The following is a 12,462-nucleotide window of genomic DNA, read 5'->3' as shown; positions in this document are numbered from 1 at the left end:
AGGGGCGATCTCAGCTAGCGCGTTCTTTTTTTGCGACCAGAATAGGACGGTAGGAGGCGTTTTCCCAGCCGAACGGATGCGGCGTCAGCACCTTGAGAATCAGCGGGAATCCGGCAGACCTGAGCGCATCGATCAGCACTTCTTCCTTGGCCCAGAACGAAAATGTGTTGTCCAGCGACGCGCGCACCTGCTGCTCGCGCTGCTCGGCGGTCGCATCGTCCTTGTGTTCGCGGAACAGATAGCCTTCCCGGCCGGCCGGGGTGAACTGCGGCCCCTGCAGGCGATGGTTCTTGACCGCCAGATCCGAGCCGACGTGCGTGTAGATCAGCAGCATGTCCTCGGTCAGGCGGCCGAGTTCGGCGATCATGCCGTCAAAATCCTCGATGCCGAGGTGATGCAGGATCCCCGAGAAGACCACGACGTCGAACTTGCCCAATTGCGGATCGAGCTTGCGGACATCACCCTGGATGAATTTGATATGCGGCTGGCCCATGGCTTCCGCGGCGAAACGCGCACGCTCCATATAGAGCGAACGTCCTTCGACACCGACCACCTGGGCGCCTTTTTCCGCGAACTGCACCGAGTGGCCGCCTTCGCCGCATGCCAGATCGAGCACGCGCTTGTCGGCGAGCGAATGGCCATGCACCTGCATTTCCGCGATCTGCAGCAGCACGTCGCCAACACGCTTGAGGCCTGTTGCTTTCTTGAAGAATTTCTCGTTTTCGGGGGTCACGCTGAACACCCCAGGGGCAAATTCAAACAAGTGGGCCCAAGGCGTTTCCGGCGACAGTTCGGCAAGGCGGCGTTCAATTTCGGCGGGGGTCATTTCTGTTCCTTTTTGATGACAGAACCAACGGCAATGACAAGCTGCTACTAAAAAACTTCACTCACGCATTCAGGCCACAGTAGCTCGCCAACACCGCGGCGGCAGGTCAGCCGACGACGGACGAATCATACCAGCCGCCCTGCTCATGAGCTGTGAAGTGCGGGACGATATTCTACTCATAGTCGGAGTGGGCGAAGATACTCCCACCCCGGAAAAACATTGAGCATGACGATCCGCCAGCACCTGTAGAAACGAGGGCGAATTCATGTAGGCAATCGACGTGAATGCACTGCCCGCTCAAGGACCCGGGTTACTTGTTCACGCAACTTTGATACCGAATATTCATTTTCGAGTTTACGTTGAGCGGCTCGTACCATTTCATATCTTTCTTGATCGCTCTCAATGAGATGAGAGAGAGCCCCGGCCCATTCAGATGAATGCTCGACAAGCACTCCGCAACCACTGGCGCAGCAATCGTCGTAAACCGTGCCGCTACTTGCAATAACGGCTGCACCAGCGGCGGTATATTCAACCCATTTGGTATTAGCTTTAACGCCATTGAATTCGGATTTTTCAAGCGGGCAGATTCCGATATCCCATTTAAGCGATGCGAGGCGTTTCATGAATTCGCCATAGCCTCTTACCGGTGGTATGACTCCGACCCGTGCGCCAAAACGACGAAGCTCTTCTGGCAATGGAATCGAACCAAAAAGCTCAAAACTGACCGAAGGATAGGTGTCCAGCATTTCTATGATTGCTGGTAAAGCAATTTCGAAATCGTGCGCGTGGTCGAACCCCATGTACCCCACTTTAGTCGCTTTTCTTGATTCTGCGCGCTCCACCACCTCACCAGAGCAATAAATATCGCCGGCATAGGTTTGGCTATTCGCACAATGCCGCTGCATGCGTGCACGCAGTTTTTCAGTCGAAAAATAGACGAGATCACTTTCCGCAAGCAGATATCGGACAGCCTCAAGCCTGTGGGGTTGATTGTGATACGCGAATTTCTCTTCGCCTAATTCCTCGGGCACGTTCAATAAGTCATCGTCGATATGATAGACCACTGGAATGCCATTTTCTGACGCGTAGTCACGCAATGCATTGGCATGTGGTCCGCTGTAACGGCAAAACACCACCACTGTTGGATTGAAGCGTCGCACTCGGCTCAGAACCCACTGTAGGGCCACCCAACCTCTACGTTTTCGCCCGAAAACGTTACTCATCTGACGTTCTGACAAAACGTCAATGGCCATTTCACCGCTTTCCACCAGAGAACGAAGGGGCTTGATAAAACTCAACTGAAGTGTCGGAATAAAGTCATTTGCCACAAACAATACCCGTGTCCGCGCCCCTTCTCGGTTCATTGACACATGTGGAGACGCATAGCCAAATATGCGGCCAATCACAGCTCGCGAGAGAGCGATGGCTTTCTCGCGATGAAATAACAGTTTCATTTTGGACGGTACCCCAACGTGGCGGAGCGCTTCGCCTATCTGAGCTTGAAGAGCATGCAGGCTAAATCGCTTCGCACAATATTCGTGAGCTCTGCATTGCTGCTCCACCAAGCCGCTCGTATCTGACAACGCCTTCGTCATTGCCTGGTACCAAGCATCGTCTGATACAAAGGTCGCGGCATCAGGTGGCACAGCCTTGTTATAAACAACCATGTCAGAAGCAAGAACGGGAATACCGCTCGCGGTGTACTCGATAAGCTTGGTGGGTGCCTTGCAACGATTGAATGGCTCATCCACCAACGGCGCCAGACCAAATTTCCAGCCAAGCCCTTTCAACGTTTGAAGGAACTCGCGGTAGGAAACCTGAACCCGGTGTGTCGAGATGCGACTACCGAAGCGTTCAAGTTCGGCAGGCATCTGAATCGTGCCAAAAAGCTCGAATTGAAGATCCGGATGCTCTTCCATAACACGAACGAGAGCTGGCACGACGAGAGCCAGATCTTCTCCGTGTCCTTTGGATCCCATATATCCGATGACGTTTCGCTGAGACGGTCGTTCGACCGATGACAGGAAATCGCCCATATACGATGTGTATATGGCTCCATGCAAGACGTTTGCTTCCGGAATTTTTTGAGCCAGTTGCGCGTGCAATTCAGCGGTCGACGCGTATACAAGATCCGCCTTACTGATGAGGGCACGGCGAGTAGCCACTATCGCTTCCGCTCCCTGCCGCGCTGATATCTCCTTACCCAAGGAGGGAGGTATATCGAGCAGGTCATCATCAATGTGATAAATAACGGGAACGCCCGCTTCCTGAAAAAACGCCATAATCTGCTGGCCATATGGCTCGCCGTAGCGTGTCATGATGACAGCATCAGGCCGCACGGCCGCGAGCACCTTGCCCAGAAAGGCGTGGCGATCCTTGCCTGGTATTGCTTTGATCTTCTGCTGGGAAAGCGTTGCGAAATTTACTGTTCCTTGCTCATACAAGGGCAGCAGTGGTATTTCGAAACTGATGAAATAGGTTGCGTTTACATTCTCCGTGAAAATTAGAACGCACGGGACCCTTCTGTTACCCAGATGGAATGCATCGAAAGCCGCAACATCGATTGCAGAACGGTCAGGCATTGGTCGCCAAAATCTGGTACCGGCGGGCAGCGTCAGCTTCATGCGTCATTGCTTCTTTTTGCCGCGAGTTGCGCCTCATAAGCCTTGATAGCTTGCTGGCGGATCCGCTTCTGGGCGTAGACCTCCTTATGCGGAACGTAGCGCGAAAGCTTGTCCTTGACGATATTGCGCTTGTCGAGCCATGACCGTGCCCAGGAAGGAAAGCGCTGCCGATACTTGAGGTCGGTGAGCAGCGAGGGACGAAAATATCCCAGATCGACCTCTTTCCTGACCATCTCCCAAGTCAGAGCACCCGTCCGCAGCATCAAGCGGACTTCATCAAGCCAAAGATCCCCCCAAGGATTACCTACAGCTGTCCATGGTTGCGTATAGACATCCGTGTAGTGAATCAGCCGGGTTTCCGAATCATAATGTTCGAGACTGTTCCATTCGAAGGGAACGCCGAATTTGACCTCGTCTTCCGCGAGAATACACAGGTCGTACATCAAGCCTTCGTAGTCGTATTTTTCCTCGTCCATCTCGCGGACAATATGTTCAATATCCCAATCGAGCCGGCCACAGTCGAGCAGCATGACCGCGCACTGCTTCTTGCGCTTCTTCGGCGCGCCGGCCTTGTTCAGCGTGACATCTTCGTGCTTGACCTCTTTCTGGATGATCACCTTGGCTCCGTCGAACGGGATATTCCACAGTTCACGGATATCCCGGAACACCAGCATATCGGCATCCATGTAGATGGCCTTGCCCTGGTAGCCAGCCAGCTTGGGAATGCAGAAACGGCTGAAGGAAAAGCCCGTGCGCTGGCTGTTGCGCGGATCCTTTGGCGCGGGCACCGGCAGGTCGAGCATGGGAATCACTTCCACCCGGGCATCGGTATGCCGCTTGATGGAATGCTCAAGGACAGGCACGGCCAGCATCTGGGAGCGGTCGGCCCCCACGAACACACGAATCACTTCATCATTGGCCATATTGAAACTCCAGTTCAGTGCTGGGCTGCCGCATATTCGTCGCGCGCCCACTGGGCGAGGCGCGACAGTCCCTCCTCGACGGCAACGGCAGGAGCCCAGGCAAGCAGTTCACGCGCGGCTGAAATGTCTGCCGCAGCGTACCGGATGTCGCCCACGCGAAACTGTCCCGTGACCTTCAGTTCACGGTCGGAACAGCCAAGGAACTGCATCAGCAATTTTGCCGTACGCAGAATGGTCGTCGGTTGACCTAGACCAATATCCACGGTGGTACCGTGCGGCAAATCGGCCTGTCCGGCGGCCACGAGGGCGCTGACCACGTCGTCGACATATACGAAATCCCGGGCGATTTCGCCGTCTTCATAGATGTTCAGGCCCTGGCCCGACAGCAGTTGCTGGGCGAAGATCGACAGTACGCCGGTATAGGGATTGCGCAACGACTGGCCCGGCCCATAGACATTCTGGAAACGCAGCATCGTGGCCTTCCACGGCGCGCCCTCGCCCGCCTGCTTCAGCAGGTATTCCTGCATCAGCTTGGTGGAAGCGTAGATCGATGCCGGTGCAGGCGGCAGACCGGCATGGCTGGGCATCGGCTGCGCTGGCAGGCGGGCAGAGGCCGGCATCGGCACGCTGAAGTCGCCGGCAGACATGGCGGCCGCATCACGCGGCAGCCCGACATGCTCGCGTCCGTCCGCATCGCGATAGCCGCCTTCGCCGTAGACGGCCCGCGAGGCCGCGAGGACGACACGCCGCGCCGGATGCTGCGTGGCCCGCAGCGCTTCGATCAGGTGCGCGGTACCGGAGACGTTGACCTCACAGTAGCGCGAAACTTCATCATACGACTGGCCGGTCCCGGTTTCAGCCGCCAGATGGTAGACCAAGTCCGGCTGTGCCTCGGCAACCACCTGGCGTACCGCCTGGGCATTCTTGACGTCGCCAAGACGGAATGTCGTTCCTTCGGGCAGGACCGGCGGCTGGGCGCCCGCGCCATGCACCTGTGGATGCAGGTTGTCGAATACCCAGATCCTGTCGCCCGGCACAGCCGCATGCAGTGCCTTGACGAGACGGGAGCCGATGAAACCGGCGCCGCCGGTGATGAGAATGCTTTGGGTCATGCTGCTAAGCCTTGTGCGTCTAAATCAGGGTTCAAGAGATGCTCCACGATGCGCGCGGCCGCGTCGCCAGGCAACACGACGCGTGCCACGAATGCCGCACTGGCGTCGACCAGCGCCTGCCGGTGCGTGCCATCGAACAGGCTCGTAGCAAAATCGTTCCAGTGCGCGGTACTCTGGATGAGATACAACGGCGCGTAGTTGTCCAGCTTGAGGTCGTGGGCGACCACTGCCACTGGCAGGCCGACGCGGGCAGCGTCGAGCGCCACGGTGGAAGGAGAAGTGATGACGCCGCTCAGATGGGGCAGCATGCCGGCGGCCGTCAGCCCCTCCCATTGCGCCTCCGATGGGTCGGCGATCAGGAGATTCGCCGGCAGCGACAGTTCCCCATCGAAACGGGTCGTCAGCCAGCGCCCCGCATTGTGCGGCTTGACGATGAACGTCACGTCCGGATGTGCCACTGCCAGACGCGATGCACCATCGAGGAAGAAGCTGCGGTAGGCATCATCGTAGCGATGCCAGTGCAGGTTCTCGAAAATGCCGACGACCGGTTTGCCGGCAGGTACGATGGAAGGCAGCACCGCCTCCGCAGTCTCTGCGGCCTTCGGACATCCGACGGAAATGCATTTGAGGCGCGTCTTCTCGCTGACACGGGGGTGCAGCAGGGATAGATTCCCCCACACAAAGATGCGGCGGGCGTCGAACTCGATGCGTTCGATGACGTGCAGGTCATCCGAATAGGTCAGGCCGACGTTCTCGAAACCATGCTGCAGCGTACCCGTGACAATGCCAGCCTTGTTGGCTGCCTGCGTGATGCTATTCGAAAAGCGGTGCGGACCGAGGTTGGTGTCGGCCACTGTCAGTACCGCGCGGACCGAATGCGGAAAGCGCGGCACCACGGCGCCACTCTTCGTTTCCGCGAGAACCCGCAGCGGCGCACCGGACTCCGCCAGCGCCGCCAGCGTGTACGGCCAGCGGCAGATCATGGATGTACTCGCCCAGATGGCAACCGGAATCCCGCGTTCTCGTGCCACGGCCACCAGCGGACGAATGAATTCGACATCCTGCACCAGGTTCGCGACGAGGACCAGTTCCGGCTGCACGAGTTGAGCCGCGCCAAGCACATGCGAACGCACCGCATCCAGCACCGACAGCCATGCCCCAGCGATGGCAGCCTGCCCATAGAGTTGCTCGCAACGCTCGCGCGCGATGGCGATATGTGCAGCTACACGCTGCGGATCAGTCAGGTAACGCCGGATCCCGATATAGAAATCCCCTGCCTCGATACAGTCGCCGAGCGGCACGAGCGCCGGTGTGGGTGTTGCCACGACCGGATGGCCGGCCATCAGCGCGAGGGCGGTCCGGTTCGCAGACTTGCCCAGGCTGAACGCATCGCAACTGTTCGGCACCAGCACGATATCGGCCCGCGCCAGTTCTTCCTGCACGCGCGCGGGACTCCATTCGACATAGCGCGAGGGAATGGCGAGCGGAGCAATCAATTGCTCGAACTTCTTGGCATGGTTGCTGACCACGACCAGTTCGACATCGAACTCGCGGGCGATGCGTTCCAGCGCGGCCCGGTTATCGACAAGGTCGATCATGCCGAAACGGCCGCCATGCAGTGCACCATGGTTGCCGTACCAGAGCAGGCGCCGGGCATCGGGTGAAGCCGGTTTCCCCTCGAACGTCACACCCAAGTCGGAAGCCGCCTGCGGGGTGGATCGATCGTTCTGTGAGCGCGGCAGCAGGGCTGGCGCCATCGGCCGCGGCGCCACACGCGAGGCGCGCCCCAGTATCCGGGCCCGCACGGGCTCCAGCTTGCGATAGGCATACTTTGCCAGGCGGTGCGCGATCCCTCGCACCGATCCTGTACGCAGCAGTTCAAGGAATTTACGGACATCCTGCGAATCGCGGATGCGTTCAATCAGCGGACGGCGACGCGCAGCCTCGAGCGTCTGCTCGATTTCTGCAGCTGCGGCTTCTGCAAGCGGCCCTGTTTCGATGCCATCCGGCACCACATAGACAGGCAAGCCATCGCGCAGCTGGTCACGCATGACATCGGCAAGCACGTCAGTCGGTGTCACGAAGGCAGTGGCGATCATGCCGATCTGGCGCACGATATCGGCAGGCGCGGTGACGCTGCCGTACCCATATCTTTCGGCAAACACGTTGTCGCAAAGATCGTAGATAACCGGAATCCCTTTCTCGACTGCCGCATGTGCGAGTGCAATATCGTCCGCGGTAAAACTCTTGACGATCACGAGCGCATCGATGCCGGTCAGATTCCTGACCGACCCCGACGCGAACACCTTGCTGGAGACGCCCTGCTCACGCAGCGCCAGCAGTGGAAACAGCGCCCGATAACGGACGCTTGCCACCTTCGCATTCAGCGAGGACAGTTTCCAGCCAATCACCAGAGGTTTCTCGTCTGCACTCAAAACGTTTCGGCTCCTTTCAGGGATTGTGCGGCCGCATCCTTGCCCGACAGTACGGGCTCGCCCTCGATGGGCCACTGGATGCCGATGTCCGGATCGTTCCACAGAATGCTGCGCTCGAATGCGGGCGCATAGTAATCCGTCGTCTTGTACAGGAATTCGGCATGGTCCGAGGTCACGACGAACCCGTGGGCAAACCCTTCCGGTACCCAGAGCTGGCGCTTGTTTTCCGCAGACAGCGTGACGCCAACCCATTTGCCGAAGTTAGGCGAGTTCCGGCGGATGTCGACCGCGACATCGAACACTTCACCAGCAACCACGCGTACCAGCTTGCCCTGCGGCTGCTGAATCTGGTAGTGAAGTCCGCGCAGCACATTCTTCGCCGAGCGCGAGTGGTTGTCCTGCACGAACTGCCGCTTGAGTCCAGTGGCTTCTTCGAAGGTACGGGCGTTGAAGCTCTCGTAGAAGAAGCCGCGATCATCGCCGAACACTGTCGGCTCGAGGATCAGGACTTCCGGCAAGGCGGTTTGAACGACATTCATGCCACACCCTCCGCGACGATCTGCTGCAGGTACTTGCCGTAACCATTCTTGCTCAGGGGCGTTGCCAGCCGGGCGACCTGTTCGGCGTCGATCCACTTGTTGCGGAAGGCGATTTCCTCGGGACACGCAACCATCAAGCCCTGGCGACGCTGCAAGGTGGCAATGAAGGCGGACGCCTCGAGCAGGGAATCGTGCGTGCCTGTGTCGAGCCACGCATAGCCGCGGCCCATGATCTCCACGTTCAGCTGGTTCTGTTCGAGGTAACGCTTGTTGACATCGGTGATTTCGAGTTCGCCGCGCGCGGAGGGCTTGATGTCGGCGGCGATGTCGCACACCTGCCGGTCATAGAAGTACAGGCCGGTCACGGCATAGTTGGAGCGCGGCTTGACGGGTTTTTCTTCCAGCGACAGCGCGCGGAAATTGTCATCGAACTCGACCACGCCATACCGCTCCGGATCATGCACGTGATAGGCGAATACGGTCGAGCCAGCCTCTTGTACCGAGGCCCGCTTGAGCTGTTCGAACAGGCCGTGACCGTAGAAGATGTTATCGCCCAGGATCAGGGTCGAGGGATCGTTGCCGATGAAATCCCGGCCGATCAGGAAGGCTTGCGCGAGGCCGTCCGGGCTCGGCTGCACGGCGTACTGGAGATTGAGCCCCCAGTTGCTGCCGTCACCCAGCATTTCTGCGAAGCGCGGCGTGTCTTCGGGGGTGGAGATAATCAGGATGTCGCGGATGCCCGCCAGCATCAGCGTGCTGAGCGGGTAATAGATCATCGGCTTATCGTAGATGGGCAGGAGCTGCTTCGATACGGAGCGTGTGATGGGATACAGCCGCGTACCGGAACCTCCGGCCAGGATGATGCCTTTGCGCATACGTCCTCATGAAAGGTAATCAGGGAATGATCTGCTCGAGCACGTGGTGCAGGCCTTGCTCCCAACGTGGCAGATGCACACCGAATGTCTGTTGCAGGCGGCTCGTGTCCAGCCGCGAATTGGCCGGTCGCGGGGCCGGCACGGGATACTCGCGCGCGGCGATGGGTTCGACAGCGCCTTCACCCACCTTGAGCGCGGCGCCGCGAGCCCGGGCGATGCGGAAAATCTCCTGCGCATACGCATGCCAAGTGGTCTCGCCACTGGCGGCAAGGTGATACGTACCGGCCGGGAAACGGCTGCGGTCACCATGCAGCCAGAATCGTCCGATGATCTGCGCGGTCACGTCGGCGATCAAGGCGGCCGAGGTCGGTGCGCCATGCTGATCCGCCACCACACGCAAACTCTCGCGCTCGCTGCCCAGCCGCAGCATGGTCTTGGCAAAGTTGCCGCCATGCGCACCGAACACCCAGCTCGTCCGCAGGACCAGCGCCGTGGCACCGGATGCCGCAATCGCCTGTTCCCCAGCCAGCTTCGACTTGCCGTAGACGGATTGCGGATTGACATCGTCCATTTCCTGGTAACGCCCACTGCCGTTGCCATCGAAGACATAGTCAGTCGAGTAATGCACCAGCAAGCTGCCGAGCGCACGCGCCTCCTCGGCCAGCACACCTGGTGCGACACCATTGACAGCATGGGCCAGCGCCGCTTCCTGCTCGGCTTTGTCGACTGCAGTATAGGCGGCGGGATTGACGATGACATCAGGCCGCAGTTCCCGCACGATCTGCCGCAAGGCATCGGGGCGGGTCAGATCGCAAGCCGTGCGGTCCATTGCCAGCACCTCGCCAAGCGGCGCGAGGCTGCGTTGCAGCTCAAAGCCGACCTGGCCATTGCAGCCGGTGACCAACAGGCGGGGCATGGCGCGCTCAGGCTGCATATTGCTTGCTGACCCAGTTGCGATATTCGCCCGACATCACGTCCTGCACCCAGGCCTGATTATCCAGATACCATTGCACGGTCTTGCGTAGCCCGGTCTCGAAGGTCTCCGCCGGCTTCCAGCCCAGTTCGCGTTCGAGCTTGCGCGCATCAATGGCATAGCGGCGATCGTGGCCGGGGCGATCTTTCACGAAGGTGATCTGGTCGCGATAGGAACCAGCTGCCTTGGGTTGCATCTCGTCGAGCAGGTCGCACAAGGTGTGGACCACTTCGAGGTTGGTCTTTTCGTTCCAGCCACCGACGTTGTACGTCTCACCCAGACGTCCGCGCGCCAGTACCTCGCGGATGGCAGCGCAGTGGTCGCCAACGTATAGCCAGTCGCGTACGTTCTTGCCATCGCCGTAGATCGGCAGGGGCTTTCCGCCCAATGCATTGGCAATGACAAGAGGAATCAGTTTTTCGGGGAAATGATAGGGGCCGTAGTTGTTCGAGCAGTTCGTCGTGAGCACCGGCATGCCATACGTATGATGATAGGCACGCACGAGATGATCGGACGCTGCCTTGCTGGCCGAATATGGGCTGTTCGGTGCGTATGCGGTGGTTTCCGAAAACTGCGGATCCGTTTCCGACAGCGATCCGAAGACTTCGTCGGTGGAAACATGCAGGAAACGGAACGCTGCCTTGTCGCCGTCATCCAGGGTGTTCCAGTAGGCGCGCGCCGCTTCGAGCAGCGTGAAGGTGCCGACGATGTTGGTCTGGATGAATTCCGCCGGACCATGGATGGAACGGTCGACGTGGCTTTCCGCCGCAAAGTGCACCACGGCACGCGGCTTGTACTGAGCGAACAGGGTATCCAATGCATCCCGGTCACAGATGTCTGTCCGGGAAAAAACATGGCGCGGGTCGGATTCGAGCGGCGTCAGCGTCTTGAGGTTGCCGGCATAAGTCAGTTTGTCGATGTTGACAATCCCGTCGGCGTGCGCGCCTTGGGTGGCAAACCAGTCCAGAACAAAATTACCGCCGATGAAACCCGCCCCACCCGTCACGAAAATATGGGCCAAGTCGAGTACTCCCTGTGAGTGAGAAAACGCATCACGTCGCGGAGAAAACCGCCTGCCTCATGCACGAGGCCTGACCGATGTGTGCGTATGTTATAAATTTGCCGCTATTCTAACCGAGGGAACCCTGCTCGTTACCGCACTTTCTGCTGATTTTGTACCGGGGTGTAACACATGCGGCCTCCCCGGATGTCGGGATTGCGTCAGGGTTCCATTCATGCTCCCCTATGTGATCCAGAGTGCCTGACATACCGTTACATTCCGAAATGCTTCCTTACGCCATCGGCGACCTCCAAGGTTGCCATGCCTCACTGTTGCGCCTGCTAGACCGCTTGCCCGCCAATGCACCGCTCTGGTTCGCCGGCGACCTCGTCAATCGCGGCCCTGGCTCCGCCGCCACGCTGCGCGCTGTTCGAAGCATGGGCAAGCGTGCCCGGACTGTCCTGGGCAATCATGATATCCACCTGCTCGCCGTGGCCGCCGGCGTACGCAAACCCGGCCGCCAGGACACGCTGGACGAGTTGCTGCACGCGCCGGATGCGGAAGAACTGATCACATGGCTGCGGCATCAGCCCTTGGCCATCGCTGACCATGGGTTTCTGATGGTGCATGCGGGGGTGCTGCCGCAATGGACCACATCGCAGGTGCTCGCCCTGGCTGCGGAAGTCGAAGCACAGCTGCGCGGGCCGGACTGGGAGGGCTTTCTGGGGCGGATTTTCGGGCCGGGTGGCGAGCGCTGGCAGGATGATCTGGTGGGCACGGAACGCCACCGCGTCATTGTCAATGCGCTGACACGCATCCGCTTCTGTACCGCCGATGGGGTGATGGACCTGAAAACCAAGGAAGGCGCGGGTGGCGCTCCCCCCGGCCATCTACCGTGGTTCGACGTGCCGGGGCGCCAGACTCGCGACACGGTGCTCGTCACCGGCCACTGGTCGACTCTTGGCCTGGTGTTGCGCGACAACCTGGTGGCGCTCGACACCGGTTGCGTGTGGGGAGGCTGCCTGTCGGCAGTACGCTTGCATCTCGATCCCGCACAACGCACGGTTGAACAGGTGAAATGTCCGCAGATGCAGGATCCGCTCGGCTGAATCCAGCCGCTCGGGGCCGGTGACCGCCCCCAAACCAGGTGGATGA

At 59.4% G+C, this 12,462-nt stretch carries 10 protein-coding genes; 1 reads left to right on the top strand and 9 read right to left on the bottom strand.

Translation table 11 applies throughout. The features are described 5' to 3' along the window. Window positions 1-10: 10 nt before the first annotated feature. From ACQ3C8_RS03030 to rfbB, 9 genes are all read right to left on the bottom strand, one after another. Window positions 11-826: a class I SAM-dependent methyltransferase gene (locus ACQ3C8_RS03030; RefSeq protein ID WP_428852407.1), complete on the bottom strand. Its 816-nt coding sequence runs from the start codon at window positions 824-826 to the stop codon at window positions 11-13. Window positions 827-1,089: 263 nt separating this feature from the next. Then, window positions 1,090-3,450 carry a glycosyltransferase family protein gene (locus ACQ3C8_RS03025; protein WP_428852406.1) on the bottom strand — a complete coding sequence of 787 codons (2,361 nt, stop codon included), beginning with the start codon at window positions 3,448-3,450 and terminating at the stop codon, window positions 1,090-1,092. Beyond that, window positions 3,447-4,373, bottom strand: coding sequence for a glycosyltransferase (locus tag ACQ3C8_RS03020; protein WP_428852405.1), 927 nt, complete (start codon window positions 4,371-4,373; stop codon window positions 3,447-3,449). Before ACQ3C8_RS03020 ends, ACQ3C8_RS03025 begins: the two co-directional genes overlap by 4 nt. Window positions 4,374-4,387: 14 nt before the next feature. Further along, on the bottom strand, window positions 4,388-5,485 hold the full coding sequence (locus ACQ3C8_RS03015) for an NAD-dependent epimerase/dehydratase family protein (protein ID WP_428852404.1): 1,098 nt from the start codon (window positions 5,483-5,485) through the stop codon (window positions 4,388-4,390). Then, window positions 5,482-7,920 carry a hypothetical protein gene (locus ACQ3C8_RS03010; protein WP_428852403.1) on the bottom strand — a complete coding sequence of 813 codons (2,439 nt, stop codon included), beginning with the start codon at window positions 7,918-7,920 and terminating at the stop codon, window positions 5,482-5,484. The genes ACQ3C8_RS03015 and ACQ3C8_RS03010 overlap by 4 nt, the downstream gene beginning before the upstream one ends. Next, window positions 7,917-8,459, bottom strand: coding sequence for a dTDP-4-dehydrorhamnose 3,5-epimerase (gene rfbC, locus ACQ3C8_RS03005; RefSeq protein WP_428852402.1), 543 nt, complete (start codon window positions 8,457-8,459; stop codon window positions 7,917-7,919). Before rfbC ends, ACQ3C8_RS03010 begins: the two co-directional genes overlap by 4 nt. After that, on the bottom strand, window positions 8,456-9,334 hold the full coding sequence (rfbA, locus tag ACQ3C8_RS03000) for a glucose-1-phosphate thymidylyltransferase RfbA (RefSeq protein WP_428852401.1): 879 nt from the start codon (window positions 9,332-9,334) through the stop codon (window positions 8,456-8,458). The genes rfbC and rfbA overlap by 4 nt, the downstream gene beginning before the upstream one ends. 19 nt (window positions 9,335-9,353) lie before the next feature. Continuing rightward, entirely contained in the window at window positions 9,354-10,268 is a 915-nt protein-coding gene (gene rfbD / locus ACQ3C8_RS02995) for a dTDP-4-dehydrorhamnose reductase (protein WP_428852400.1), read from the bottom strand. Continuing rightward, window positions 10,258-11,328, bottom strand: a complete 1,071-nt coding sequence (gene rfbB / locus ACQ3C8_RS02990) for a dTDP-glucose 4,6-dehydratase (RefSeq protein ID WP_428852399.1) — start codon at window positions 11,326-11,328, stop codon at window positions 10,258-10,260. The genes rfbD and rfbB overlap by 11 nt, the downstream gene beginning before the upstream one ends. A gap of 263 nt (window positions 11,329-11,591) precedes the next feature. Between rfbB and ACQ3C8_RS02985 the strand changes: the two genes are divergently transcribed. Beyond that, window positions 11,592-12,416: a symmetrical bis(5'-nucleosyl)-tetraphosphatase gene (locus ACQ3C8_RS02985; RefSeq protein WP_428852398.1), complete on the top strand. Its 825-nt coding sequence runs from the start codon at window positions 11,592-11,594 to the stop codon at window positions 12,414-12,416. Window positions 12,417-12,462 lie beyond the last annotated feature (46 nt).

Origin of the sequence: Imbroritus primus (assembly GCF_964332355.1) — a bacterium.
Taxonomy (GTDB): domain Bacteria; phylum Pseudomonadota; class Gammaproteobacteria; order Burkholderiales; family Burkholderiaceae; genus Imbroritus; species Imbroritus primus.
This window is presented reverse-complemented; position numbering and strand designations above follow the sequence as displayed.